17 protein-coding genes are annotated in these 26,241 nt (G+C 71.8%); 10 read left to right on the top strand and 7 right to left on the bottom strand.

Going from position 1 to position 26,241, the window contains the following annotated elements; genetic code table 11:
• Window positions 1–157 precede the first annotated feature (157 nt).
• Complete coding sequence (locus ACTOWY_RS32020; protein WP_441313339.1) at window positions 158–1,264, bottom strand: CaiB/BaiF CoA transferase family protein; 1,107 nt, start codon at window positions 1,262–1,264, stop codon at window positions 158–160.
• An 81-nt stretch (window positions 1,265–1,345) separates the two neighbouring features.
• Here ACTOWY_RS32020 and ACTOWY_RS32015 point away from each other — a divergent pair, with 81 nt between their 5' ends.
• From ACTOWY_RS32015 to ACTOWY_RS32005, 3 genes are all read left to right on the top strand, one after another.
• Window positions 1,346–2,080 carry a MerR family transcriptional regulator gene (locus tag ACTOWY_RS32015; protein WP_441313338.1) on the top strand — a complete coding sequence of 245 codons (735 nt, stop codon included), beginning with the start codon at window positions 1,346–1,348 and terminating at the stop codon, window positions 2,078–2,080.
• A gap of 41 nt (window positions 2,081–2,121) precedes the next feature.
• Window positions 2,122–4,452: an ATP-binding protein gene (locus ACTOWY_RS32010; RefSeq protein WP_441313337.1), complete on the top strand. Its 2,331-nt coding sequence runs from the start codon at window positions 2,122–2,124 to the stop codon at window positions 4,450–4,452.
• Between the two features lie 223 nt (window positions 4,453–4,675).
• On the top strand, window positions 4,676–5,431 hold the full coding sequence (locus tag ACTOWY_RS32005) for an STAS domain-containing protein (protein ID WP_441313336.1): 756 nt from the start codon (window positions 4,676–4,678) through the stop codon (window positions 5,429–5,431).
• On the opposite strand, the gene ACTOWY_RS32000 is transcribed toward ACTOWY_RS32005, so the two are convergent.
• Together ACTOWY_RS32000 and ACTOWY_RS31995 are read right to left on the bottom strand one after the other, a co-directional pair.
• A complete protein-coding gene (locus tag ACTOWY_RS32000) occupies window positions 5,400–6,245 on the bottom strand; it encodes a chromosome partitioning protein ParB (RefSeq protein ID WP_441313335.1) in 846 nt (281 codons plus the stop codon). The two genes, ACTOWY_RS32005 and ACTOWY_RS32000, sit on opposite strands and share 32 nt — an antisense overlap.
• Window positions 6,235–6,912 carry a metallophosphoesterase family protein gene (locus tag ACTOWY_RS31995; RefSeq protein WP_441313334.1) on the bottom strand — a complete coding sequence of 226 codons (678 nt, stop codon included), beginning with the start codon at window positions 6,910–6,912 and terminating at the stop codon, window positions 6,235–6,237. The genes ACTOWY_RS32000 and ACTOWY_RS31995 overlap by 11 nt, the downstream gene beginning before the upstream one ends.
• A gap of 70 nt (window positions 6,913–6,982) precedes the next feature.
• Here ACTOWY_RS31995 and ACTOWY_RS31990 point away from each other — a divergent pair, with 70 nt between their 5' ends.
• The 6 genes from ACTOWY_RS31990 (at window position 6,983) to ACTOWY_RS31965 (ending at window position 13,580) form a co-directional block, all read left to right on the top strand.
• The gene (locus ACTOWY_RS31990) at window positions 6,983–7,480 is read left to right on the top strand and encodes a hypothetical protein (protein WP_441313333.1); all 498 of its coding nucleotides are present in this window, start codon (window positions 6,983–6,985) and stop codon (window positions 7,478–7,480) included.
• Between the two features lie 91 nt (window positions 7,481–7,571).
• Window positions 7,572–8,501 (top strand): superoxide dismutase, encoded by a 930-nt coding sequence (locus ACTOWY_RS31985; RefSeq protein WP_441313332.1) that lies wholly within the window; start codon window positions 7,572–7,574, stop codon window positions 8,499–8,501.
• 92 nt (window positions 8,502–8,593) lie between these two features.
• Window positions 8,594–9,679 carry a DUF2332 domain-containing protein gene (locus ACTOWY_RS31980; RefSeq protein WP_441313331.1) on the top strand — a complete coding sequence of 362 codons (1,086 nt, stop codon included), beginning with the start codon at window positions 8,594–8,596 and terminating at the stop codon, window positions 9,677–9,679.
• 195 nt (window positions 9,680–9,874) lie between these two features.
• Window positions 9,875–11,596 carry an ABC transporter permease gene (locus ACTOWY_RS31975; RefSeq protein WP_441313330.1) on the top strand — a complete coding sequence of 574 codons (1,722 nt, stop codon included), beginning with the start codon at window positions 9,875–9,877 and terminating at the stop codon, window positions 11,594–11,596.
• A gap of 17 nt (window positions 11,597–11,613) precedes the next feature.
• Window positions 11,614–12,879 carry an ABC transporter ATP-binding protein gene (locus tag ACTOWY_RS31970; RefSeq protein WP_441313329.1) on the top strand — a complete coding sequence of 422 codons (1,266 nt, stop codon included), beginning with the start codon at window positions 11,614–11,616 and terminating at the stop codon, window positions 12,877–12,879.
• Entirely contained in the window at window positions 12,876–13,580 is a 705-nt protein-coding gene (locus ACTOWY_RS31965; protein WP_441313328.1) for an MgtC/SapB family protein, read from the top strand. The genes ACTOWY_RS31970 and ACTOWY_RS31965 overlap by 4 nt, the downstream gene beginning before the upstream one ends.
• Before the next feature lie 69 nt (window positions 13,581–13,649).
• On the opposite strand, the gene ACTOWY_RS31960 is transcribed toward ACTOWY_RS31965, so the two are convergent.
• From ACTOWY_RS31960 to ACTOWY_RS31950, 3 genes are all read right to left on the bottom strand, one after another.
• Window positions 13,650–20,171 carry an SDR family NAD(P)-dependent oxidoreductase gene (locus tag ACTOWY_RS31960; protein ID WP_441313327.1) on the bottom strand — a complete coding sequence of 2,174 codons (6,522 nt, stop codon included), beginning with the start codon at window positions 20,169–20,171 and terminating at the stop codon, window positions 13,650–13,652.
• Window positions 20,168–21,922 carry a fatty acyl-AMP ligase gene (locus tag ACTOWY_RS31955; protein WP_441313326.1) on the bottom strand — a complete coding sequence of 585 codons (1,755 nt, stop codon included), beginning with the start codon at window positions 21,920–21,922 and terminating at the stop codon, window positions 20,168–20,170. The genes ACTOWY_RS31960 and ACTOWY_RS31955 overlap by 4 nt, the downstream gene beginning before the upstream one ends.
• 135 nt (window positions 21,923–22,057) lie before the next feature.
• Complete coding sequence (locus ACTOWY_RS31950; protein WP_441313325.1) at window positions 22,058–22,870, bottom strand: alpha/beta hydrolase; 813 nt, start codon at window positions 22,868–22,870, stop codon at window positions 22,058–22,060.
• Between the two features lie 65 nt (window positions 22,871–22,935).
• Between ACTOWY_RS31950 and ACTOWY_RS31945 the strand changes: the two genes are divergently transcribed.
• A complete protein-coding gene (locus ACTOWY_RS31945; protein WP_441313324.1) occupies window positions 22,936–24,120 on the top strand; it encodes an MFS transporter in 1,185 nt (394 codons plus the stop codon).
• Here ACTOWY_RS31945 and ACTOWY_RS31940 read toward each other — a convergent pair.
• Window positions 24,077–26,152 (bottom strand): MMPL family transporter, encoded by a 2,076-nt coding sequence (locus ACTOWY_RS31940; RefSeq protein ID WP_441313323.1) that lies wholly within the window; start codon window positions 26,150–26,152, stop codon window positions 24,077–24,079. The genes ACTOWY_RS31945 and ACTOWY_RS31940 overlap by 44 nt on opposite strands.
• Between the last annotated feature and the right edge of the window lie 89 nt (window positions 26,153–26,241).

The raw sequence follows: 26,241 nt of genomic DNA, 5'->3' as shown, positions 1-26,241 counted from the left end.
GGACCCTCCAGTCGGTGCGGCCGCGGCGGTGCGGCCGGAAGTGGTGTCAGGGGCGTGGTGTGGGGCCCAGGGCCGCTGGGTCGTCGAGTTGGCCCAAGTGGGACGGCCAGTTGGGCCAACTATGCGTACGACTTGGGCCAACTCGGCGCTGGCGGGGTCAGGCATGGCGGGGGACGCCCCAGTCCGACAGGACTTCCTCGGTGTGCTGGCCGGGGGTGGGGGGTGCGGCGGTGGGGGTGTTGGGGGTCTTGGAGAAGCGGGGGGCGGCGGCGGGCTGGGGGACGCCGTCGCGGGTGGTGAAGGTGTCGCGGGCAGCCAGGTGCGGGTGGCTGGGGGCTTCGGACAGGGTCAGGACGGGGGCGGCGCAGGCGTCGCTGCCGTCGAAGACCTTGGTCCAGTGGGACAGCGGGTGGGCGGCGATCGCGGTGGCGATCTGGCCGCGGAGTTCCGGCCAGCGGGCCGGGTCGTGCTGGGGCGGGGCGGTGTCGGTGAGGTCGAGTTTGGCCAGCAGCTCGGCGAAGAACTGGGGTTCGATCGCGCCCACGGCCAGGTGGCGGTTGTCCGCGGTTGGGTAGACGTCGTAGTACGGGGCGCCGGTGTCGAGCATGTTGACGCCGCGCTGGTCCTGCCAGCCGCCGCTGGCGAGCATGCCGAAGATGAGGGTGGACAGGTGGGCGGTGCCGTCCACGATGGCGGCGTCCACCACCTGGCCCTGGCCGGTGGTTTTGGCGTTGAGCAGCGCGGCCAGGACGCCGACCACCAGGTACATCCCGCCGCCGCCGAAGTCGCCGAGCAGGTTGAGCGGGACCTGGGGCGGGCCGTCGGCGCGGCCGATGGCGCCCAGCGCGCCGGTCACCGCGATGTAGCCGATGTCGTGGCCGGCCATGGCCGACCAGGGGCCGTCCTGGCCCCAGCCGGTCATCCGGCCGTAGACGAGCTTGGGGTTGCGGGACCAGCAGTCCTCGGGACCCAGGCCCAGGCGTTCGGTGACGCCGGGGCGGAAGCCCTCGATGAGCACGTCGGCGCGTTCGACCAGATCGAGCACGGTGTCCCGGTCGGCCGGGTCCTTGAGGTTGGCCAGCACCGAGCGTTTGCCGCGGTTGAGCAGGTCGTAGCGGCCGCCGCCGCCGGTGAGCGCGGTGCCGCCAGGACGCTGCACGATCACCACATCGGCGCCCAGGTCGGCGAGCAGCATGCCGGCGAAGGGGCCGGGACCGAGCCCGGACAGCTCGACCACCCGGATCCCGCTCAGCGGGCCAGCCATGCCGTACCTCCATCAGGTCAATGTGCCGTGATGAGTGTGACATCATCACTGTCACACCAACAGGGGTGTATTGTCCAATCCGTGCTCAACGCCGCCGATCCGATGCTCACCGTGGACGAGCTGGCCGCCCGCGCCGGGATGACCGTGCGCACGGTCCGCTTCTACGCGGGCAAGGGCATGCTGCCGCCGCCGCAACTGCGCGGCCGGGTCGGTCTGTACGGCCCCGAGCACCTGGCCAGGCTGGACCTGATCCGCGAACTGCAGAACCTGGGCTTCACCCTGGCCGCGGTCGAGCGCTACATGGCCCGGCTGGAACCGGATGCCACCGTGCAGGACATCGCCCTGCACGGCGCGCTGGTGGCGCCCTGGGCGGCCGATGAGTACGAGGAGATGGACCGGGACGCGGTCGACCGGCGGGCCGGGCGGCGGCTCACCGACGCGGAACTGGGCAGGCTGGTCATGCTGCACGTGCTGGAGGACCTGGGCGCGGGCCGATTCCGGGTGGCCAGCGCGGTGGAGTTCTCCCTGGCACTGGAGCTGGTCGACCTGCCGATGCCGTTCGAGCTGCTGATGGACGCCGGCGAGGTGATCAACAAGCACGCCGACCGGATCGCGCTGGACCTGCGCAAGCTGTTCGCCGACCGGGTGTTGCGGCCCTACCGGGAGCACGGCGGACTGCCCGAGGAACGCGAGCAGTTGATCGTCGCCCTGCGCAAGTTACGCCCGGCCACCACCCGGGCCGTGGTCACCGCGTTCCAGCAGGCGGTCGACCGGGCGATCAAGGAAGCGGTGGACCGGTCGGGCGCACCACGCTGACCGTGGTTGATTGACTACCCCTGGCAACCTAGGGTCGTCACGTGGGGAGCGCGCTGTCACCGCGACCGGCGGGGAACCTGCCGGCCGAGGTGAACACCTTGGTGGGGCGCCGTCCGGATATCGCCGAGGTCAAACGACAACTCAGCGGCACCAGACTGCTCACCCTGACCGGAGTGGGCGGGGTCGGCAAGACCAGGCTGGCCGCCCGGGCCGCCGCCGAACTGCGCCGCTCCTTCCGGGACGGGGTCTGGCTGGTCGAACTGGCCGACCTGACCGGTCCGGAATTGGTGCCGCACGCGGTGGCCACCGCGCTCGGCCTGCACGACGACACCGGCCGGGACCGCCTTGAGGTGCTCGCCGAACAACTGCGGGCCCGGACCCTGTTGCTGGTGCTGGACAACTGCGAACACCTCCTCGACGCCTGCGCCACACTGGCCGCCCGGCTGCTGCGCGCCGCGCCGGGGCTGCGGGTGCTGGCCACCAGCAGGCAACCGCTGGGCGTGGCCGGGGAACAGGTCTGGCCGGTGCCACCGCTGGTCGTGCCCGATCCGGCCGCGGCCGCGCAACCGGACACCGCGCTGACACTGTTCGCCGAACGGGCCACCGCGGTGGCCCCGGACTTCGCGCTGACCGCGGAGAACCGGCCCACCGTGGCCCGGCTGTGCCAGCAGCTGGACGGCCTGCCGCTGGCCATCGAACTGGCCGCGGTGCGGGTGCGCGCGCTGACCGTCGGCGAGATCGAGGAACGCCTGCACGACCGCTACGGCCTGCTCACCGGCGGCAGCCGGGCCGCCCTGCCCAGGCACCAGACCCTGCGCGCCGCCGTGGACTGGAGCTTCGAGCTGTGCGCCCCGCGCGAGCAACTGCTGTGGGCCAGGCTCTCGGTCTTCGCGGGCACCTTCGACCTGGCCGCGGCCGGTGCGGTGTGCAGTGGCGACGGGCTGCTGGTGGAGGAGGTCTTCGACCTGGTCGCCGGGCTGGTGGACAAGTCGATCCTGTGCCGGGAGGACCATCCCGGCGGCGCCCGCTACCGGCTGCTGGAGACGCTGCGTGAGTTCGGCAGGGAGAAGCTGGGCGCGGCCGCCCAGACCACGGTGCGGACCAAGCACTGCGGGCACTACCTGCGGCTGATCGAGCGGGCCGAGCACGAGTGGTTCGGGCCGCGGCAGCTGGAGACCTTCCGCTGGCTGGAGTCCGAGCACGCCAACCTGCGGGCCGCGCTGGAGTTCTGCCTGACCGAGGCGGACCGGACCGAGCACGGGCTGCGCCTGGCCGGGGCGCTGTGGTGCTACTGGGCGGGCTGCGGTTACCTGGCCGAGGGCGGCTACTGGCTGGGCCGGGCGCTGGAGCTGAGCCCGGCGGATCACCCGGCCCGGCGCAAAGCGTTGTGGGTCAACGGTTACGTGGCCACCCTGCAGGGCAAGGTGGACCTCGCGGTGGCCGCCCTGACCGAGGCCAGGGCGCTGGCCGAGACCGACGGCGACGATGTGGTGCTGGCCTACGCCATCCACCGGCAGGGCTGCCTGAGCCTGATCGGCGACGACCTGGACCAGGCGGTCGAACTGTTCGAGACCGCGATGGCGCACTACCACCGGCTCGACCTGCTCGATGGGCACGTGCTGATGTGTTACGTCGAACTGGCCGTGGCACTGGCCTTCCGCGGCGAGTTCGACCGCGCCGCGCAGCTGTGCCACGCCGCCTGCGCGCTGAGCACCGCGGCCGGTGAGCGCTGGGCCCAGGCCTACGCCACCTTCTGCCTCGGCCTGGTCGACTTCTGCCGCGGCGACCTGGCCGCCGCGCGGGAGGGCGCCTGTGCCGCGCTGCGGGCCAAGCGGGACTTCCACGACCTGCTCGGCATCGTGCTCGCGGTGGAGCTGCTGGCCTGGGTCGCCGCCGCGCAGGGCCAGCCGGAGCGGGCCGCGGCGCTGCTGGGCGCGACCGAGGCGCAGTGGGGCGCGGTCGGCTACCCGCTGTTCGGCTCGCGCTACTTCACCGAACCGCACGCCCGGTGCGCGGACACCGCCAGGGCGGCCGTCAGCGCGGCCGCCTTCACCGCCGCGCACGAACGCGGCCGGGACCTGACCACCGAGGCCGCCATCGACCTGGCCCTTGGCGAACGCCCGCCTGCCCGGCCCCGGCCGGATCGGACGGCCGAGCCCAGCGTGCTGACCAGGCGGGAGCGGCAGGTCGCCGAGCTGGTCGCGGAGGGCCTGTCCAACAAGGAGATCGCCGACCGGCTGGTGATCGCGGTGCGCACCGCCGAGGGCCACGTGGAGCGGATCCTGCAGAAACTGGGCTTCAGCTCGCGGGCCCGGATCGCGGCCTGGGTGGCGCAACGGCGTAGTCAATCCGGCGGTTCGGGCCAAAGATAGGTATTTATCCCGTCCTTTCGGCGGCGCGCGGGACCGACGATGTCAGGCAGAGGGTTCCACCCCCCCGGGAGCCTTCTGGACCGGCGCGACGCGTTTGCTGACCCCTGCGTGGCCGTGCCGGAGGCGGGTGGCGTCGATGTCCGAACTCCCCCCTCGAATCGACGCCACCGCCACTAATCCCTGATCAGAGTCCTCGCGGGCCGCCCTGAGAGCGAGGCTGGAGATGATGTCGGTCGAGGACAGCGTCCTGGCGACCAAGATCGAAACCCGGGGCACCGCCGCGGTGCTGCGGGTGCGGGGCCTGCTGGATTCCAGCTCCTACCCGCAGCTGCGCGATGTGCTGCTGCACGCGGTGGATCCGGCCCCGCACGCGCTGGTGGTCGACCTGTCCGGGCTCGCCGCGCACACGCCGGCGCCGCTGTCGGTCTTCGCCGTGGTCCGGTTGTCCGTGGCCCGCTGGCCGGGCGTGCCGCTGCTGCTGGCCGAGCCCGGTCCGGAGCTGCGGGCGGTGATGGAACGCAGCACCGTGCTGGAGTTCGTGCCGGTGTTCCCGACCGTGGCGCGGGCGCTGGCCTCGGTGCTGGACACGGCGCCGCGCGACCGGGTGCGGTTCAGCGTGCCGGTGCGCCGGGTCAGCCCGCAGTGGATCGCCGAGGTGGTCGGCGAGGTGTGCCAGAACTGGGGTGTGCCGCAGGCCGCGGGGCCGGCGACCGCGGTGGCCGAGCGGCTGATCTTCGAGGCGCTGGCCGGGGACGCCTCCTGGAGCGATGGCCTGCTGCTGCGGGTGGAGCTGTGCGACGGGCTGCTCACCGTGGCGGTGCGGGTGGACGACCCGTTCCTGCCCCAGCTCGGCGGCGGCTTCGACCGCGGCCGGGAGCTGGCCGCGGTCGCGCACACCTGGGGCTACACGCCCACCGGTGACGGCAGGCGGGTCGCCTGGGCGACGATTAGGACCGCATCCGGTCCCGCAGCGCGTTGACCACCTCATCGCTCCACCGGTGCGTGCGGATCAGCCGGTAGCGCTCGCCGCTGACCACCAGGTACGCCTCGGCCTCGGTGCGCTCGCCGACCAGGTCGGCCTGCCGCAGCATGCCTGCCACCGGGGTGAACTCCTCGGCGAACCAGCGTTGCGCGATGGTGGCCCGGTCGCTGAACTTGCCCTCGTCCTGCATCAGCCGGAAGCCCCAGGCCTCGATCGACTCGCCCAGCTCGGCGTAGTCCCACGGATCGCTCATCACCACCGCGGCCCGCGCCTGCCCGACCAGCGGCACCCGTTCCAGGAAGATCCGCCGGTAGTCCTTGACGATCAGGTCGCCGCGGTGCCGCACGCCGTAGGGATCCAGTGTGGTGCGCACCTCGGTCACGTAGGCCTCGATGGTGCGCAGGCCCAGCGCGTGCGCCACCGAGACCCGGTGGTGCCCGTCGTTGACGAAGTGCAGGTCGCCGATCCGGTAGACCTCGATCGGCGGCACGCTCTCCCCGCGCCGCTGGGCCAGCGCCAGCCGCTCCCACCGTTCCCGCACCCTGGCCGAGGTCGGCCGGAACCGGCGGTCGAAATCCCTGGTCCGGTCCACGCTGCCGACGATCGAGTCCAGCCGGATCACCTGTAGCCCGAGCCGCCGCTGGCTCTGCCTGCCCAGCGCGGCCACCACCTCGTCGAATGGCAGCATGATGTTCACGTCGTCGGGCTCCCGGCGCAGCCAGGCGGCCAGCCGGGACAGCACCTGCCGCCGCCGGGCGCGCAGGAAGTCGTTCTCCGCGTCGGCCCGGGGGAAACCGGTGTCACCGCGCACGCCGAACCTCCTCGGTCGATCCGATCTCCAGCAGGTGATAGCCCACCACGTTGCGCACCAGCGTGTCGCCGAGCCGACGATCGGGTGTCGTTTCACCGTGCGGGTGAATGTGGCCGTGCAGCAGCAGCCGTGGGCGCAGCCGGTGCACGGTGTCGTGCAGGCAGGCGAAGCCGCGATGCGGCGGATCGTCCCGGTCGCCGCAGTCCAGCGGCGGGGAGTGGGTGAGCAGCAGGTCCACCGGTTTGCCGTCGCGCAGCCTGCGCCAGTTCGCCTGCCGGACCAGCCGCCGGGCCCGCCGGGCCTGCTGGCGTTCGGTCCACTGGTTGGGCCCGGTGTTGTACCGGATCGAGCCACCCAGCCCGGCGATGCGCAACCCGGCCACGTCCACCACCGCGCCGTCGATGTTGGCCGCCCCGGCCGGGCCCGGCCAGCGCGCGGGCATGCCGTCCCTGGTCCACAGCCCGCGCACGTTGCTGTAGCCGGACAGGTCGGGATCGTGGTTGCCCGGCACGAACACGCACGGCCGGTCCAGTGCGCTGACCAGGTATTCCAGGTAGTCGAACGGCAGGTCGCCTGCCCCGAGGATGAGGTCGACCTGGTGCTGGCGGACCTGCTCGGTCCACAGCTGCGCCACCACCTCGTCGGAGACCACCAGCACCCGCGTCATGGGGCCGAGGGTAGGCCGTTCGGCCGCCGGGTGCGGTAGCTTGCCGGGGCAGTCCAGTCAGGGGGAGACGATGACGCAGCCGGGTTACCGGGTCCTTCCAGGACAGGCGAACCGCCCGAGCGAGGTCTCGCTCGCGATCGGGCTCAACTACCTGCTCGCGCTCGGCATGCTGGCCTTCGGCGCGGTCATCCTGGCCGCGAGCATCGGCGGCGAGGGCAGTCTGGTCGTGATGATCCCGATCGCGGTCATCGTGGCCGGTCCCGGCCTGCTCAACCTGCTCGGCGCGTTCTCCCTGGCGCACCAGGACTTCCCCAACCTCCAGCAGTCCCAGCTGGCCACCGCGCTGCCGATCCTGATCTGCTCGATCGGCCTGGTCCGTTCGCTGATGCGGGGCATTTCGGTCGGCCTGCTGCCCGCGCTGGGCACCTTCGTCATGCTCGCGGTGTGCGTGGCGGTGCTGGTGCTGCTCAGCCGTCCTCGGGTGCGGTTGTGGATCCGGCTGACCCATGAGGATTCCCTCCGGCGGGGTGTCGTTCCACGCAACGGACCGCGCACCATGAACCCCTGAATCGCCGTCGCGCCACCATCTTCAGCGGATCATCAGGTGGGTCCGACAGGGTCCAGTCGTCAGGTTTCGCCATGGGTGAGAGGAACCAGCGATGCGCGTGCGGAGACTGTTGGCGGGGACCGCGGTGGTGGTGACCGCGCTGGCCGGGGCGCCGGTCGCGGTGGCCGGAACGGCGCCCTTCCCGGCCGAGTTCGCGCTACCGAACGGGTTCCAGCCGGAGGGCGTGGCCATCGGCGGGGCCAGCGCCTACTTCGGGTCCAGAGTGGACGGTTCGATCTACCGGGTCGATCTCGCCAGTGGCAAGGGCGCGGTGTTCAGCAAGGGGCCGGGCACGCCCTCGCTGGGTCTCAAGACCGACTGGCGCGGACGGCTGTTCGTCTCCGGCGGCACCGGTGGGGACGCGCGGGTGGTGGACACCCGGACCGGCAAGGTCCTTGCCAGTTACGCCTTCGCCGAGGCGGGCAAGAGCTTCATCAACGACGTGGTGCTGACCCCGGGCGCGGCCTACTTCACCGACTCGCGCAACCCGGCGCTGTACCGGCTCCCGCTGGGTCGCGATGGCGCGCTGCCCGCCGCGGACAAGATCACCAAGATCCCGCTGACCGGGGAGTTCGCCCAGGTCGGCGAGGGGGTCAACGCCAACGGCCTGGTCACCACGCCTGCCGGGGACGCGCTGCTGGTGGTGCAGTCCAACACCGGCAAGCTGTTCCGGGTCGACCCTCGCACTGGCGTGGCCAGCACGGTGGACCTGGGTGGTGCGCTGCTGACCAACGGCGACGGCCTGCTGCGTAACGGCCGCACGCTCTACGTGGTGCAGAACCGGCTCAACGTGGTCACCGAGTTCAGGCTCGCCGCCGACGGCGGCAGCGGCAAGCTGACCCGTTCGATCACCGACCCGCGCTTCGACGTGCCGGCCACCGTCGCCCAGTTCGGTCACCGGCTGTACCTGCCGAACGCCCGATTCACCACTCCGCCTACTCCGACCACGCCCTACAACGCGGTCGCGGTCGACATTCGGTAGTGATCAACGGCACCCCCGGTGACGCTGGGCAGCAGGGTGAAAACCCTTGGGGGGACTGCCGATCAGCGCGCCGGGGGACTAGCCTCGCCTCTGTGCTCGTGGAGCTTTTCCAGGATGCCGCCCGTGGTTGCCGCCAGCGGAGTCCGCTCAACCACGCCTTGCTGACCGCCGCTGCCGAAGATCTGGCCGCCGGTGGCGTCACGGCGTCGGTGATGGCCGGATCCGAGCGGGACCGCCGCGGAACTGTCCCCGGTCTGCGATTCGCAGGCTCACTGCATCGGCTGGTGCTGGAGGGCAAGGCCCCCGGCCTGGCAAAGCATTACCCCAGCGTCGGCGGTGCCACCGATCTGGGCAAGCTCTGGTCGGACGCCGAACCGGTGCTCGCCGAGTACGCCGACGAACTGCGTGGCCTGGTGCGCTCCACGGTCGTGCAGACCAACGAGCCCGGCCGCACCGCCCCGCTCTACGGCGGGCTGCTGGTGGCCGCGGGCCGGGCCGCCAAGGCCGCCGGGCGCACCGAGCCGTATCCGGTGCGGCTGCTGGAGATCGGCGCGAGCGGCGGGCTCAACCTGCGCCCGCACCGGGTTGGCTACCGGCTGGCCGACGGCCGGGTGCTCGGGGACAAGCGCAGCCGGTTGCAGCTGGACCCGGAGTGGACCGGCCTGCCGCCCACCGACCTGGACGTGCCGCTGGAACTCGTCGAGCGCGCCGGTTGTGACCTCACACCGGTTGATGTGTCCACTTTGGATGGCCAGCGGCAGCTCTCCTCCTTCGTCTGGCCGGATCAGCTGGATCGGTGGCGCCGGTTGCAGCGCGCGATGCGGCTGGCCGTGGACGATCCGGTGAAGGTGGAACGCGCCGCCGGACCGGACTGGCTGCGGCGGCATCTGGCCCAGCCGCGACCGGGCGTGCTCACCGTGGTCTGGCATTCGGTGGTGTGGCAGTACGTCTCGCCGGCGCAGCGTGCGCAGGGGCGGACCGTGCTGGCCGAGGCGGCCGCACAGGCCACGCCGGAGAGTCCACTCGCGCTGCTGGTCTACGAACCCAGGGAACGGGTGGGCGGATTGTTCCGGTTCGACCTGTTGTTGCGGTTGTGGCCAGCCGGAATTTCTCTGCACCTGGGCAGCGGGTCCGGACATGGGATCCCGTTCACATGGGACGAGCAACGCTGGAGCTGATGCGGAATCGCTGCTAGCCTGCTGAAGGTTTGCTCGATTTCGCGCGCTAGGAGGTGATCGCCCATGACTCTCGGTGATCCTCCTAGTAGTCGCTTCTGACTTCTTTCTTTCCTTATTTCCCGGTGCGCCCTGAGCTGGCGTAGCCGGTGACTTCTGCTGCCCTTTTCCGGCTTTCGCACAGTTCGGAACTCTGTCATGTTCGCAGTCCTTGGCGTGCCCGCACGCCGTCGTACCGTCCTGGTTGACGCCGCCGTCGCACTCGGCGTCGGCCTGCTGCTCTACCTCGCCATCCGCCTCGGCGCCGGCACCCTCGACCCGCTGCCCGCCGACCACTCACTGGCCCAGATCAGCACTGATCCGGCGGTGCTGCCCTACTACGCCGGCCGCACGCTGCTGCGCATGTTCGCCGCGTTCGCGCTCTCGCTGGCCTTCACCATGGTGGTGGGCACGCTGGCGGCGCGGTCCCGGCGGGCCGAGCGGGTCATCCTGCCCGCGCTGGACATTCTCCAGTCGGTGCCGATCCTGGGCTTCCTGTCCATCACGATCACCGGTTTCATCGGGCTTTTTCCCGGTTCCACCCTGGGCGTGGAATGCGCGTCGATTTTCGCCATCTTCACCTCGCAGGCGTGGAACATGACCTTCGCCTGGTATCAGGCATTGCGTGCCCAGCCGCGGGAACTCGGTGAGGCCGCGACAATGCTGCGGCTGACCCGCTGGCAACGGTTCTGGAAGCTGGACGCGCCGAGCACGGTGATTCCGCTGTTGTGGAACGGAATGATGAGTTTCGGCGGCGGCTGGTTCTTCGTGGTGGCCGCAGAGGCGATCAGCGTGCTCAACCAGACCTGCGCGCTGCCCGGCATCGGCTCCTACGTGGCCGCGGCCACCGAACGCGCGCAGGACGACCGGCTGCTGCTCGCGATCGGCGCGATGGTGTTGCTGGTGCTGGCGGTGAACCTGCTGTTCTGGCGGCCGCTGACGGCCTGGGCCGAGCGGTTCCGGATCGAGGAGGCCGAGGCGGCGACCGCACCACGCAGCCTGGTGCTGGACCTGCTGCGCCGCTCCAGCCTGCCCCGCCGTCTGGGTGCGCTGTCGCGGCCCCTCGGCGAGGGGCTGGACCGGGTGGCCAGGGTGTTCGGCAGGCCGCGGGCGGACTGGTCGGTGGCGCCGGGTCGCCGCCGGTTCGGGGACGCGCTGCTGCTGGTGGCGGTGCTGGCCTTGCTGGGCTGGGGCACGGTGTCCGCGGTCGGCTACCTCTCCGGCACCGCGAGCTGGGCCGATGTCGGTGAGGCTGCCTGGCTGGGGCTGGTCACCTTCGGCCGGGTGCTGCTGATCGTGGCGGTGTCCTCGCTGGTGTGGGTGCCGATCGGGGTGTGGATCGGGCTGCACCCGAGGGTGTCCCGGCTGGCCCAGCCGGTGGTGCAGGTGCTGGCCAGCTTCCCGACCAACTTCCTGTTCCCGTTCGTCACCGCGTTGCTGATCGGCACCGGCGTCACGCTGGACTGGGGCGGCATCCTGCTGATGAGCCTGGGCGCGCAGTGGTACGTGCTGTTCAACGTGATCGCCGGGGCCAGCGCGATCCCGGCCGACCTGCGCGAGGCCGCCGCGGACCTGCGGCTGCGCGGCTGGTTGCGCTGGCGGCGGCTGATCCTGCCCGGGGTGTTCCCGGCCTGGGTGACCGGCGCGCTGACCGCGGCGGGCGGGGCGTGGAACGCCTCGATCGTCTCGGAGTACGTCTCCTACGGCGGGGACACGCTCACCGCCACCGGCCTCGGCGCCTACATCAAGACCGCCACCGAAGGCGGGAACCAGCCGCACATCCTGATCGGCGTCGTGGTCATGAGTGTCTACGTCGTCGCCCTCAACCGGCTTTGCTGGCGGCCACTGCAGGCCCACGCCCAGCGCCGCTACCGCCTCTGAGCACAAGGAGTACCGAGATGACCATCGTGGCGCTGGAGCACGTCTCCAAGAACTTCACCGGCCTGCCCGTGCTGGCCGACATCAACCTGGAACTGCGTGCGGGCGAGGTGGTGGCGCTGCTGGGCAAGTCCGGTTCGGGCAAGTCCACCCTGCTGCGCACCATCGCCGGACTCATCGAGCCCAGCAGCGGCCGGGTCAGCTACCGCGGCGAGCAGTTGCGCGGGGCCAACCCTGGCACCGCCATGGTGTTCCAGAGCTTCGCGTTGCTGCCCTGGCTGACCGTGCGGGAGAACGTCGAACTCGGCCTGCAGGCCCGCGGCGTCGCGCCCGCGGAACGGCGGCGGCGGGCCGAGGAGATGATCGACCTGATCGGGCTGGACGGGTTCGCCGGGGCCTACCCGAAGGAACTCTCCGGCGGCATGCGGCAGCGGGTCGGCTTCGCCCGTGCGCTGGTGCTGGAGCCGGACGCGCTGCTCATGGACGAGCCGTTCTCCGCGCTGGACGTGCTCACCGCGGAGAATCTGCGCAGCGAGCTGATGGCGTTGTGGGGCAGCGCGAAGTTCCCGACCAGGGCGATCTGCGTGGTGACGCACAACATTGAGGAGGCGGTGCTGCTGGCCGACCGGGTGCTGGTGCTGGGCGCGAACCCTGGCCGGATCACCGCGGAGATCACCGTGCCGCTGAGCAGGCCGAGGGACCGGCGCGGCGCCGGTTTCCTGGCCGTGGTGGACCAGATCTACACCGCGCTCACCGGCTCGGCCGCGGGCCGCTCGATCCCGGACCCGCGCACCCCGCTGATGCGCCCACTGCCCGAGGCGACCGTCGGCGGCCTGGCCGGGCTGGTCGAGCTGGTGGCGGGCAGCGGCGGCCGGGCCGAGCTGCCCGAGCTGGCCGCCAAGCTGTCCTTCGAGGTCGACGACCTGATGCCACTGGTGGACGCGGCAGGCATGCTCGGCCTGGTCCAGGTGGCGGGCGCGGGCGCGCACCTGACCCTGGAGGGCCAGGCCTGGGCCGAGGCCAACATCCCGGACAGCAAACGCCAGTTCGCCAAACTCGCCGAGGCCAACGCCCCGCTGATCGGCATGATCACGCACGCCCTGCGCACCAGCCGCACCGGCCGCCTGCGGCAGACCTTCTTCCTGGATCTGCTGCGGCGCGGATTCACCCAACAGGAGGCGATGCGGCAACTCGCCGTGGCGGTGGACTGGGGTCGCTACGGCGAGCTGTTCGACTTCGACGCGGTCGCACACGAGTTGGTGCTGGCGGACGGGGAGCGGTCATGACATTGCTGTGGTGGGAGGTCGGCGCCCGCCTGGGCTCGGCCCTGGTGCTCGGTTCGATGATCGGCCTGGAGCGGCAGTGGCGGGCCCGGATGGCCGGCCTGCGCACCAACGCCCTGGTAGCCACCGGCGCGGCGCTGTTCGTCCTGCTCAGCGTGCTGACCCCAGGAGAGGGCAGCCCCACCCGGATCGCCGCCCAGGTGGTCTCCGGCATCGGTTTCCTGGGCGCCGGCGTGATCATCCGAGACGGCGTCAGCCTGCGCGGCATCAACACCGCCGCCACCATCTGGGGCGCCGCGGGCGTGGGCTGCCTCTCCGGCGCGGGCCTGTACCCGATCGCCGCGGCAGGCGCAGTGGCGATCGTGCTGGCCAACGTGGTCCTGCGTTCCCTGGCCCGCAAGGTGGACCGCACCCAGTCCGAAACGGATCGCCGCTACCTGTACGACTTCAAGGCGGTCTGCCGCGACGCCGAGGAGGCCCACATCCGGGCCCTGGTGGTCCAGTCGGTGACCTCGGCCGGATTTGTGTTGCAGGGCCTGGAAAGCGAGGACCTGGGCGCCTCCGGCAAGGTCGAGGTCACCGCGAGACTGTCCGGCAAGGGCAAACAGGGCACCGAGCTGGAGAGCGCGGTCAGCCGCCTGAGCCTGGAACCCGGCATCAGCTCGGTGAGCTGGCGAGTAGTGGAGTCCGACCCAGAGCTGTAGCCCGCCCAGTTGGCCCAACTGGTACGGCGAGTTTGCCCAACTGGCTGTACCAGTTGGGCCAACTCGGCGTCAGGGGTGGTGGGGGGCTGGGGTGAGGGAGCGGAGGAGGTCGCGGAGGTGGGTGGCGATGACCTCGACGTTGGGTGGGTCGAGGACTGAGAGGTGGTGGCCGGGGACGCGGACCACTTCCAGGCCGGGGCAGAATTCGTCCCAGCCCAACGGCGCGTCATCCCGGTCGAAGCGCGGATCCTTCAACCCCCCAGGCGTCTTCTCCGCGGCACTGTAGAGCACGACCCGGCCGTCATACAGCTCCGGCTGATACCGCTCCAGCACCCTGGTGTCCAGGAAGGACGTGCGCTGGTGGTGCAGGATCGCGGTGCTGACCTCGACGTTGACCAGCTCGTGCGTGGTCATCTGGTCGATCAGCAGGTCGATCTGCTCCTCATCGCCCAGTCTGGCCAGCACGTCGTAGGGCAGCTCGATCCGCCTGCCGTAGCTGGTTTCCAGGAAGTCGGCGAAACGGCGGAAGCGGAGTTCGGCCAGCCGCACCTCGTCCAGGCCCGCCGGTAGCGGCAGCGGGTTCAGCGAGTCGATCATCGCCACCAGCTCCACCTCGGCACCGGCCGCGGTGAGTTGCTGGGCTACCTCGTAGGCGAGGAATCCACCCAGTGACCACCCCGCGAGCCGGTACGGGCCGTGTGGCGCCACCGCGCGGACGTGGTCCAGGTAGCACCCGGCCTTCTCGGTCAGCTCGCGTACGTGGTCGACGCGGTCCAGGCCGTAGGCGGGTTGATCGGCGTCGAGCAGGTCGACCAGTTGCCGGTACACGGCCGTGTCGCCGCCTGCCGGGTGGAAGAAGAACAGCGGGGGCTGGCCGCCGTCGCGGCGGAGCACCCGCAGGGGGGACTGGCCGCTGCCGACCTCCCGCTCCCGCACCCAGCGCGCCATGCCTTCCACCGTGGGCACCGCGAACAGCTCGTCCACCCGCAGCGTGCGACCGCTGCGTTCGGCCAGCAGCGCGGCGATCCGCTCGGCCTGCACCGGGGTGCCGCCGGCGGCCTCGAAGGTCTCGGTGACGCCGACCGGGCGTACCAGCACCTCCTGCCACACCGCGCCGACCAGGCGTTCCGCCGCGTCCCTCGGGGGCACCAGCACCGGCTTGACCGGGCCGGATTCCCTTGCGCCGAGGGCGAGTTCGGTGAACAGCCAGCTTTCCAGCTCGGCCAGGCTCGCCCCGCGCAGCAGCAGCGCGGTGGCCAGGGTCAGGTCGAAGTCGTGCTGTACCGCGTTCTTCACCCGGACCGCGAGCAGGGAGTCCAGGCCCAGCCCGGTCAGTGGGGTGTCGGTGGGCAGCGCCTCGGCGGCGAAGCCCATCAGTCCGGCGATCCGGGCCCGCAACTGGCCACCCGCGATCCGGCGGGCCTCGGATGGGTCCACTGTGGACAGTGCGGCGACGCCGGGCCAGTCCGGGGTGGCGGCTGGGGCGGCCGGGATGAGGTCGGCGAAGAACGGGGTGCGGGCCGCCGCCGGGAACAGTTCGGCCAGCGCCCGGACGTCCAGGCGCAGCACGCCGGTGGCCGCGCGACCGGAGGCGAGTACCGCCTCCAGAGCGGTCAGGCCCTGCTCCGGAGTGATCGGGGCGACCGCGCCGACCTCGCGGTCCGCGGCCAGGCCGACCTCGGCCCAGGTGCCCCAGTTGATGGTGGCGGCGGGCTGGCCCTCGCCGCGGCGGCGGGCGGTGATCGCGTCCAGGTAGGCGTTCGCGGCGGCGTAGGCGGCCTGGCCGGGGGAGCCGAGCAGGGCGGCCGCGGAGGAGAAGCCGAGCCACCAGTCCAGCGGCAGTCCGGCGGTGGCCTCGTGCAATCGCCAGGCGCCATAGGCCTTGGGGCGCCACACCCGGCGCACGTTGTCCGCGTCCAGCCTGCCCAGCACCCGGTCGTCGAGCACCGCGGCCGCGTGCACCACGCCGCGCAGGCTGGCGCCGTCCTGGGCGGTGGCCACGATCTGTTCCGCCACCCCGGGATCGGCGATGTCGCCGGTGACCACCTCGATCAGCGCGCCGTGCGCGCGGAGTTCGGCGATCACCTGCTGGGCGGCTGAGTTCGGGTTGGACCGGCCGTTGAGCACGACCTTGCCCGCGCCGCGTTCGACCAGCCAGCGGGCCAGCACCAGGCCCAGCCCGCCGAGTCCGCCGGTGACCACGTACGCGCCGCCGGAACGCACCACCGGGGCCTCGCCCGGTTCGGGCAGGGTGGCCCGCCGCAGCCTTGCCGCGTAACGGATCCCGCCGCGCCAGGCCACCTCGTCCTCGGTGCCGCCGCCGAGCAGTTCGGTCAGCAACTCGGTCACGGCGGCGGTGGCGTCCACGTCGACCCAGCTCGCCCGCAGCGCCGGTTGTTCGAAGGCCAGCACCCTGGCCAGACCACGCAGCGCGGCCGCGGCCGGGCGCACCAGTTCCGCGCCCACCACATCCGCGCCGCCAGCGCCGAGCAGCCACAACCGGGGCGTGCGTCCGCGGTCGGCGAGCGCGCCGACCAAGGTGGAGGCGGCCACGGTCAGCCGCAGTGCCGCGTCCAGGCCCTCGGGACCGTCCGGTTCCGGTTGCACCAGGACGATCCCGGCCGGTGTGGTCTGGTCGAGCACACTGGTCAGCAGTTCGGGAGTGGTGTCCATAGTGGACAGCAGAATCGGGTGCCTGCCCGCGGCGAGCAGGCCGTCGGACAGGTCGCAGGTCAGCCGGTCGTCCTCGCCGATCACCAGCCAGGTCCCGCTGGTCTCGGCGACCGGGCCGGGTGGCGGATCAGCGCGCTGCCACACGGTTTCCAGCAGCAGCTCACCCAGTGGCACGGTCAGTTCGGTGCGTCGCACCCGGCGCACGAACACGCCGTTGATCTCCAGCACGAGCCTGCCGTCCGGATCGCTGAGTCGTACGTCGGCCAGTACCCCGCCGCCCTCGCCGGACACCGTGACCTGGCACAGCCCGCCCCGGCCGACCTCGCCGTAGACCCGGATCGCGCCGAACTCCATCGGCAGGTGCAACTCGTTGTCCGCGGCCGGGGGCAGCGCCGCGCCGAGCACCTGCAGGCAGGAGTCCAGCACCGCCGGGTGCGCGGCGAAGCGCGGGTTGGGCGGGGCCTGTTCGGGCAGCACCACACTGGCCGCCGCGCAACCGTCGCCGGTGGCGTGCACCTCGGTGACCCCGGCGAAGGCCGGTCCGTGCTGCTGGCCGAGCGCCCGCAGCCGCCGGTACAGCTCGGCCCGCTCGATGCCCTCCCCGGCAAGCACATCCGAGCCGTCAAAGGGTTCGATGTCCACACTGGACACTGGTTCGGCGGCGGCGACCTTGGCGGTGGCGTGCAGCACCCAGGCGTCGTCCTCGGCCCGGCTGTAGATGTTGACCAGGCCACGCAGGTCGCCGCCGGGGATGAGCACGGTGGTCAGCCCGGTGCGCGCGCCCAGGGCGAGCGGCCGGTGCAGGGCCACGTCGCTGGCCTGCACCTGGCTGACCGGCAGGCCGAAGGCCGCACTCGCCGCGGACAGCGCGATCTCCGCGTAGGCCACGCCCGGCAGCACCGGGACCTCGTCCACCCGGTGATCGGTCAGCCAGGGCAACGCCTCCAGGCCGATCTCGGCCGACCACAGGTGCCGACCGTCCTCTGGCAGTTCCAGGTGGGTGCCCAGGAAAGGGTGTCCGGCGGGCAGCGCGCCGCGGCGGCGGCTTGGCGCCACCCAGTACGGCTGATGCCGCCAGGGCGTGGTCGGCAGCTCGGCAGGCGTGCCCTTGGTGCGCGGCAACGGATGTCCGGCCAGGCGCAACCGGCCCAGTTCGTGCCGCAGTTGCGCGCGTTCGGGTTCGTCCCGGCGCAGACTGGCCAGCACCACCGGCTCGGACCCGTGCGCCCGCGCGGTCTCGGTGATCGCCTGGGCCAGCACCGGATGCGGCGCGATCTCCAGGAACACCCCGTAACCCGCGGCCAGCGCCGTGGTCACCGCGTCGGCGAAGCGCACCGGCTGCCGCAGGTTCGCCACCCAGTACCCGGCGTCGAAGGCGGGCCGCTCGGACACCGTGCTGTAGAAGGGGATCTCCGGTGTGCGACCGCGCAGCCCGCGTAGTTCGGTGGCCAGTGCGGGCAGCACCGGTTCCACCCTGGCGGAGTGGCTGGCCACGTCCACCTTGACCAGGCGGGCCATCCGCCCACTCGCCTCGACTCGCTCGACCAGCCGCGCCACCGACCCGGCCGGTCCGGCCACCACGGTCTGCTCCGGCGCGTTGTGCACCGCGATGTCCACATCGGACAGTCCGGCGGCCACCGCGGCGACCTCCTCGGCGCGCAGTTCCAGCACCGCCATCACGCCGGGTTCGGCCAGTTCCGCGGCCAGCCGGGACCGGGCGCACACCACTCGCACGCCGTCGGCCAGCGACAACGCGCCGCTCACCACGGCGGCGGCCACCTCGCCCACCGAATGCCCGATCACCGCGTCCGGCCGCACACCGTAAGAGCGCCACAGCTCGGCGAGGGCCACCTGCACGGCGAACAAGGTCGGCTGCACCACGGCGAAACCGTCCAGCTCGGCCCGGTCCAGCAGCAGCCGTTTCGGCGAGAACCCGGCCAGCTCCCGCACCAGTTCGTCCACTTCGGACAGTGCGTCGGCGAAGGCCGGTTCGGTGGCCAGGAGTTCCGCGCCCATGCCCGCCCACTGCGAGCCGTGCCCGGAGAACACCCACACCACACCCGCGCCCAGCCGGTCCCCGCGGCCCGCGGCGATGTTCGGCGCGACCCGGCCCGCGGCCAGCGTACGCAGTCCGGCCAGGAGTTCTGCTTTGTCCGAGGCGGTGATCAGGGCCCGGCTCGGTCCGGCGAACCGGCGGTGCAGCGCGTGCCGCACCGCGCCCAGATCGGCCTCGGCGGTGACCAGCCATTCGGCCAGACTGCCCGCGGTGTCCCGGATGCGTTCTGGAGAGGGGCCGGACAACAGGTAGCCGTCCGGCCCCTCCGCCGTCGAAGTGGAGGCAGTCGCGGCTACCTCCTCGACGATCACGTGCGCGTTGGTGCCGCCGAAACCGAAGCCGGAGACTCCGGCGCGGGCAGGGCGGTCCTGACGCGGCCACGGCCGGGAATCACTGGCCACCGCCAGGCCCAGCCGGTCGAACGGGATGTGCGGGTTGGGCTCGGTGAAGTGCAGGCTGGCCGGGATGGCGTCGTTGGCCAGCGCGAGCACCACCTTGATCAGCCCGGTGATGCCAGCCGCGGCCTCCAGATGGCCCACGTTGGTCTTCACCGACCCGATCAGCAGCGGCGCCGCCGGATCCCGGCCCGCGCCGAGCACCGCACCCAGCGCGCCTGCCTCGATCGGGTCTCCGAGCAACGTACCCGTGCCGTGCGCCTCCACATAGTCCACTTCGGACGGTTCGATGCCAGCGTTGGCATAGGCGGTGCGCAGCAGGGCTTCCTGGGCCTCGGGGTTGGGCGCGGTGATGCCGTTGGAGCGGCCGTCGGAGTTGACCGCGGAGCCACGGAGCACCGCGAGCACCCGGTCCCCGTCCCGCCGGGCGTCGGAAAGTCGTTTGAGCACCACCACTCCGGCGCCCTCGGCGCGCACCATGCCGTTGGCCGCCGCGTCGAAGGCCCGGCACCGGCCATCCGGCGAGGTCACGCCCATCTGGTCGAAATTGACCGTGACACCGGGCGAGAGCAACAGGTTCACACCCCCGGCCAGCGCCACCGCACTCTCCCCGGCGCGCAGGCTCTGCATGGCCAGGTGCACCGCGACCAGCGAGGAGGAGCAGGCGCTGTCCACCGCCACACTGGGTCCGCGCAGGTCCAGCACGTAGGAGAGCCGGTTGGCCGCGATGCTCAGCGCCGCCCCGGTGCCGCTCCAGGCGTCGATCCGCTCGGCCTCGCTGATCGCCAGCTGCCCGTACTCGTTGCCGCTGATCCCGACGAACACCCCGGTCCGGCTGCCGCGCAGCCCGGCGGGCGCGATGCCGGCATGCTCCAGGGCCTCCCAGCTCACCTCCAGCAGCAGGCGTTGCTGCGGGTCCATCCCGGCGGCCTCGCGCGGGCTGATGCCGAAGAAGTCGGCGTCAAAACCGGTGATGTCGTCCAGGTAGCCGCCCCAGCGGGTGGTGCGGGCCAGCACCTCGGCCGCCTCCGGCGAGCCGGCGTGCCCGGCCCAGCGCTGTTCGGGTACCTCGGAAATGGCCTCCCGGCCGCTGGAAAGCAGGTCCCAGAAGGCTTTCGGGCCGTGCACCCCGCCGGGCAGACGGCAGCCGAGGCCGACCACCGCGATCGGTTCGGTGTGCTGGGGGGCCGCTGACGCCGCGGGCGGGGCGGCGTCAGCGGCCTTCGGCGCGGCCACACCGAGCAGGGCCGCGCTGATTCCGGCGATCGTCGGGTACTCCCAGACCAGCGTCGCCGGAAGACTGCGGTCGAGGTGCTCCTCCAGCTGCCCGGACAGCGCGACCGCGTCCCGGGAGGAAAGGCCATAGCTGTCAAGGGGCTGGTGGATGTCGAGCTGTTCGGGCGGGCGGCCGGTGGCCTCCGCGATCCGGAGTAGCAACCAGTCCTGGAGCTGCCGCTGGGTGGTCATAGCCGCTCCCCGTAAACCCCGCCGAGGTACTGCTCGCGGGTGGCGTTGCGGGCGATCTTGCCGCTGGAGGTGCGGCGCACCTTGCCGGGCGGCACCAGCCGGAAATCGGCCAGCCGCAGGTCGTGGTGGGCCGCGACCGCCTGCCGCACGGCCAGTCCGACCAGATCGGGATCGCGGTCCTCCTCCGATGCGTGCCTGGAGTACTCGGCGATCACCACGACCCGCTCGGAATCGTTGTCCGACAACGCGAACGCGGCCACGTAGTCTCGCCGCACCGCCGGGTGCGCCTCGTGCACGGTGCCCTCGATGTCCTGCGGGTAGTGGTTCTTGCCGTCGATGATGATCAGGTCCTTGGCCCGCCCGGTGATGAACAGCTCGCCGTCGTGGAAGGCGCCCAGATCCCCGGTGCGCAGCCAGCCGCGGCGCGGGGCCGACTCCGGCCCGTTGGTGAGGTGGCCGTCGAAGTCCTCCGCGGACTCCTCGGGCTTCTGCCAGTACCCGTTGGCCACGTTCGGCCCGTGCACCCACACCTCGCCCACCGTGCCCTCGGGCAGCGCACCGCCGGTGGCCGGATCCACCACCAGCACCCGCAAGCCGATCCCGCTGCCCGCGCCGACCAAAGCCAGTGCGGTGTCCGAAGTGGACGGTGTGAGCCGCCCGGCGCTGAGATCGGTCCGGTCCACCCGCAGCACGGTCGGTCCGGCCGCGCCGGTGGCGGTCACGTACACGGTCGCCTCGGCCAGGCCGTAGGACGGGCGGTGCGCCTCGGGCCGCAGTCCGGCCGGGCCGAAGGCGGCGTTGAACCGCTCGATCGTCTTGGCCCGCACCGGTTCACTACCGTTGATCATGACCTTGACCCGAGACAGGTCCACAGTGGACTTGAACTCCGCGCTGCTGCGCGCGGCCGCGTAGTCGAAGGCGAAGTTGGGCGCGGCGGTCAGCGTGTTCGGGTGCGCGGCCAGCTGCCGCAGCCAGCGCTCCGGCCGCTGCAGGAAGGCGAACGGCGTGCAGAACACCCCGCGCGCGCCCAGCAGCACCGGCACCGCCAGCATCGACATCAGGCCCATGTCGTGGAAGAACGGGATCCAGCCGGAGCAGGTGAAACTCTGGTCCATGCCGTAGGCGGCGGCGATCTGGGCCGAGTTGACCACCAGGTTCCGGTGCGTGATCACCGCGCCGCTGGGCGCGCGGGTGGAACCGGAGGTGTACTGCAGGTAGGCCGGATCGTCCATGGCCACCACCGCGGGCCGGAAACCCACCGCGGCCAGCGGATCCACCTTGTCCACCGCGAGTACCTGCTTGGGGCTGGGCGCCAGTTCGCCGTCCAGCAGCTTGCGCACCTGGGGCAGCGCGTGCTCGGTGGCCAGCCACACCTCGGGATCGCAGTCGGCCAGCGCACCGACCAGCCGGGAGCCGTGCAGGCTCACCTCGGGCGCGAACAGCGGCACCCCGATCACGCCCGCGTACAGGCAGCCCAGGAAGGCCACCACGTAGTTGAGGTCGTGCGGGGTCAGGATGGCCACCCTGGCGCCGGGCGCGGTGGTCTGGCGCAGCTGCGCGGCCAGTGCCCTGGCCAGCACGTCCAGTTCGCGCCAGGTCAGGGTGTGCTCGATCCCGGCCCGGTCCGCGCTGTAGTCGACGAAGGTGAATGCCGGACGGTCACTGTCGGCGTTGCGGTGCAGAAATCCGGTGAGCGGCATCGACCCGGTGAAGTCGTGCTGTTCGGGCACGGCGAATTCGATGGGAGTCATCGGGGTCACCCTTTTCGGGAAGGGAGGCAGGAGTACTGGCCGCGCGTCGTCGAATGGCCGGTGTGAATCCATTGTCGAACGGATTTCGTGGATGGCAAGATGCTTGGGTATGTGAACCCCCGCACGCGGCAGACCCTACTTTCGTAGTACCTCCAGCAGAAAAGGAAAGGAAGTGTTCAGTTCCCGTCGCCAATAGGGCCAGGTGTGGGTTCCGGCGTAGGCGTGCACGGTCGCCGGAATGCCCAGCTCGGTGAGTCGCGCGGCCAGGTCGAGGGTGCCGGGGCCGATGATCCATTCCAGTACCGAACCGCCGGAGAATCGCCGGTCCAGCGGACCGCGCCGACCGTCCCCGGTACTCAGGTAGAGCGGGGTGCCGCGCAGCGCCTCGGCGTTGCGGTAGGGATCCTCGGCCAGCCAGCTCGCCCGCGAGGACCACAGTGAGCTGGTCTTTTCCCCCTCGCGACGGAGCATCGCGCGGGCGAAGGCCGGCATGCCGCGGCGGGTGGTGTGCAGCAGTCCGCTGTAGGAGGCGACCGCGCGGAAGAAGCCGGGATGCCGCTGGGCGCCGCGCAGCACGCCGTAACCGCCCATCGACACCCCGGCCCCGGCGCGCACCTCGCTGGCCCGGTAATGCTTTTCCAGTAGCGCGGGAAGTTCGCTGAAAACGAATTCATCCCAGTGTGGGACCGTTCCCATCCGATCCGGCGCGAGCCAGTCGCTGTACAGTCCGACCCGGCCGCCCGGTGGCATCACCACCAGGATCCCCGCCTCGTCGGCCAACCGAAGGATATCTGTCCAGCGCAGCCAGCAGGTATGGTCATCGCCCGCGCCGTGCAGCAGGTACAGCGTCGGCCAGCTATGCGTGCTCTTTCGCCACTGCTTGGGAACGAGCAGGGTGAGTTCCGTCTCCCGCCGGAGTGCGGAAGATTTCACCTGGATGTCGACCACTCGTTCGTCACGCCAGCGTTCACTGGGCATGCCACCAGCCTCCATTCATGGTGAGGGATAAATACGTGAATACCGCGGAACTGACTCGATCGCCCTGGCTGACCCTGGCCGCGGTGGCCGTGGGCTCGGTGATGACCGGCGTGGACGGCACCGCGCTCACCATCGCGGGCCCGGACCTGGCCATCGACCTGGGCGCCTCCATCACCGACCTGCAGTGGGTGGCCAACGCCTACCTGCTGGCCACCGCACTGGCCCTGCTGCCCGCGGGCGCGCTGGCCGACCGCTACGGCAGGCGCGCGGTCTTCCTCTGCGGGGTAACGGGATTCACCCTGACCTCGCTGGCCATCGCGCTGTCCGGCCAGGTGTGGCTGGTGATCGCGCTGCGCGCCCTGCAAGGCGTGTTCAGCGCGATGCTGCAACCGGCGGCGCTCGGCCTGATCCGGGCCGGTTTTCCCACCAGGACACTGGGTCCGGCGATCGGTGTGTGGAGTGCGGTGGCCGCACTCGGCCTGGCCGCCGGACCCCTGCTCGGCGGTCTGCTGGTGGCGGCCGGGGGCTGGTCGGCGATCTTCTACGTCAACCTGCCGGTCGGCCTGCTCGCCATCACGCTGACGTTGTCCTTCGTCCGGGAATCCCGCTCCGGACAGGCACTCCGGCTGCGCACCGTGCTGAACCTGGTGCGCCCCAGGCAGTTCCGGGTCGGCGTGGCCCTGGTCGCGGTGAACTTCGGCGCGCTGTTCGGCGTGCTGTTCCTGCTCACGCTCTACCTGCAGACGCTCAAGTCCCTTGACCCGGTGACCGCCGGGCTCTGGCTGGTCCCGGTGACCGGCGTGGTGGTGCTCAGCGCCCCGCTCGGCGGAGCGCTCACTCGCCGGTACGGCCCGATGCCGCCCGCGATCGCCGGTCTGCTGCTGGTCGCGGTGGGACTGGGCGCCATGGCCACCCTGGACCTGCACTCCGGCGCGGCCCAGGTCGCGCTGGCCACCGGCCCGCTCGGTCTGGGCGGCGGACTGGCCCTGGTGGCCGCCACCGAGGCCATCCTGGCCGCCGCCCCACCCGAGGAGGCGGGCCTGGCCTCGGCGGTGCAGCAGGTGGCCGGTCAACTCGGCGGCCTGGCCGGGATCGCCGTGCTGGGCTCGATCCTGGACGGCGGTCGCGACTTCACCCACGGGATGCAGCTGGCCGTGCTGGTGGCCGCGGCCGCCGTCATCCTGAGCGCGCCGCTCGCCGTGCTGCTGCGGCGGCACTGAGCACCGACACCGGTCGCGGCCGGGAAAGCCTGCTGGGCCACCAGATCGCCCGGCCCAGGTCCACCGCGAGCGCGGGCACCAGCAGCGAGCGCACCACCAGGGTGTCCAGCAGCACGCCGAAGGCGACCAGGAAGGCGATCTGGGCCAGGAACAGGATCGGCAGCACCGCCAGCGCGGCGAAGGTCGCGGCCAGCACCACCCCGGCCGAGGTGATCACCCCGCCGGTCACCGACAGCCCGGCCAGGGTGCCGGCCTCGGTGCCCAGGCGCGCGGCCTCCTCGCGCACCCTGGTCATCAGGAAGATGTTGTAGTCGATGCCCAGCGCGACCAGGAACACGAAGGCGTACAACGGAACCCCGGGATCGGCGCCGGGGAAGTCGAAGACGTGGTTGAACACCAGCGCGGACACGCCCAGCGTCGCGGCGAAGCTGAGCACCACGGTCAGCATCAGCAGCAGCGGGGCCAGCAGCGAGCGCAGCAGCAGGGCCAGCACCACCAGGATCACCAGCACCACCAACGGGATGATCAGCGCCCGGTCCCGCAACGCGGTGTCCTGCACGTCCAGCTGGGCCGCGGTCGGCCCACCCACCACCGCCGCCGCCTCCGGCACCGCGTGCACCGCGGTGCGCAGCGCACGCACCGCCTCGATCGCGGCCTCGCTGTCCGCGGCCGAGCGCAGGGTGGCGTTGATCTCCACCCGGCCGTCCACCACCTTCGGCAACGCCGCCGCCTCGGCCACGCCCGCCACCCCGCGCGCCGCCTCCAGCACCGGTTCCACCGTGTCCGCAGCGGTCACGATCACCGCGGGCGAGCCGCTGCCGCCGGGGAAATGCCGTCCCAGCGCCTGCTGCCCGGACACCGAGTCCACAGTGGACAGGAACACCTCGGTCTGGGCCACCCCGTCCGCCTTGAGCTGTGGCACGAAGGCCACCCCGAACAACAGCACCGCGGTGGTCAGCACCCAGGTCCAGCGCGGCCTGCGGCCCACCAGGTTCGCCACCCGGCCCCAGATCCCGTCCTTGGCCGCCACCGGCTTCCGCGGCCAGAACGCACCACGCCCCAGCAACATCAGCGCGGGCGGCAGGAAGGTCAGCGCGGCCATCAGCGAGGCGACGATGCCGATCGCGGCCACCGGCCCGAGGCCCTTGTTCGAGTTGAGATCGCTGAACAGCAGGCACAGCATGCCCAGCACCACGGTCCCGGCCGAGGCGCAGATCGGTTCGAGGGAGGCCCGCCAGGCCCGCCACATGGCCAGTCGCGGCCCGGCCTGCCGCAGCTCCTCCCGGTACCGAGCCACCAGCAGCAGCGCGTAGTCGGTGGAGGCGCCGAAGACCAGGATGAACAGGATGCCCTGGCTCTGCCCGTTCAGCGTGAGCACCTGGTCCCTGGCCAGCCGGTAGACCACCGCGGCCGCGCCCAGCAACGCCAGTCCGGCCGTGGCCAGCACCACCACCGGCAGCAGCGGACTCCGGTAGACCAGCACCAGGATCAGCGCCACCACCGCTGCGGTCACCCCCAGCAGCAACCCGTCGATGCCGCCGAAGGTGGCCGCGAAGTCCCCGACGATCCCGGCCGGTCCGGTCACGTGCGCGCTCAGCCCGACGGGCAGGCCCTCGCGGACCTTGTCCCGCAACGCCTTGACCGTCTCCCCGGCCCGGAACCCGTCGCTGCCGTCCACTGGCACCAGCGCCTGCGCCGCCTTGCCGTCGGGGGCCGGAACCACCGGCGACGCCGGTCCTTTGAGGCCGTCCACAGTGGACGCCCGCCGCACCGACCGCGCGATCGCGTCCTGATCCGCTGTGGTCAGCCCGGAATCGCGTTCGAAGACCAGCACCGCGGGCAGCACATCGGCCTCGGTGAAGAGTTTCTGCTCGTTCGCCGCCCTGGTCGCCTCCGCGCTCGCCGGCAGGAATGAGGCGTTGTCATTGCGTTGGACCTGGGAGAGCTTGCCCAGGTCAGGTAGGCCGATCGCGCCGATCACGATCCAGGCGAGCAGGGCGAACGCGGGCAGCACAAGGCGAAGACGGGACACCGGGACCCCCTGGCGGCTGGGCGAGGAATCCCGATGATGAACGCCGTCACCGGCCCGCTGACCAGCCGAAGGTCGGGTGCGCCCGGTGT

Origin of the sequence: Crossiella sp. CA198 (genome assembly GCF_052078295.1) — a bacterium.
Taxonomy (GTDB): Bacteria; Actinomycetota; Actinomycetes; order Mycobacteriales; family Pseudonocardiaceae; genus Crossiella.
Note: the sequence above shows the minus strand (reverse complement) of the source record. Positions and strands in the feature narration are given on the sequence as shown.

Coding starts and splice junctions, on each gene's coding strand:
- ACTOWY_RS32020 (WP_441313339.1), bottom strand. CDS start 1,264: ATGGCTGGCCCGCTGAGCGGGATCCGGGTGGTCGAGCTGTCCGGGCTC.
- ACTOWY_RS32005 (WP_441313336.1), top strand. CDS start 4,676: ATGATGTCGGTCGAGGACAGCGTCCTGGCGACCAAGATCGAAACCCGG.
- ACTOWY_RS31995 (WP_441313334.1), bottom strand. CDS start 6,912: ATGACGCGGGTGCTGGTGGTCTCCGACGAGGTGGTGGCGCAGCTGTGG.
- ACTOWY_RS31990 (WP_441313333.1), top strand. CDS start 6,983: ATGACGCAGCCGGGTTACCGGGTCCTTCCAGGACAGGCGAACCGCCCG.
- ACTOWY_RS31985 (WP_441313332.1), top strand. CDS start 7,572: ATGCGCGTGCGGAGACTGTTGGCGGGGACCGCGGTGGTGGTGACCGCG.
- ACTOWY_RS31975 (WP_441313330.1), top strand. CDS start 9,875: ATGTTCGCAGTCCTTGGCGTGCCCGCACGCCGTCGTACCGTCCTGGTT.
- ACTOWY_RS31970 (WP_441313329.1), top strand. CDS start 11,614: ATGACCATCGTGGCGCTGGAGCACGTCTCCAAGAACTTCACCGGCCTG.
- ACTOWY_RS31965 (WP_441313328.1), top strand. CDS start 12,876: ATGACATTGCTGTGGTGGGAGGTCGGCGCCCGCCTGGGCTCGGCCCTG.
- ACTOWY_RS31960 (WP_441313327.1), bottom strand. CDS start 20,171: ATGACCACCCAGCGGCAGCTCCAGGACTGGTTGCTACTCCGGATCGCG.
- ACTOWY_RS31955 (WP_441313326.1), bottom strand. CDS start 21,922: ATGACTCCCATCGAATTCGCCGTGCCCGAACAGCACGACTTCACCGGG.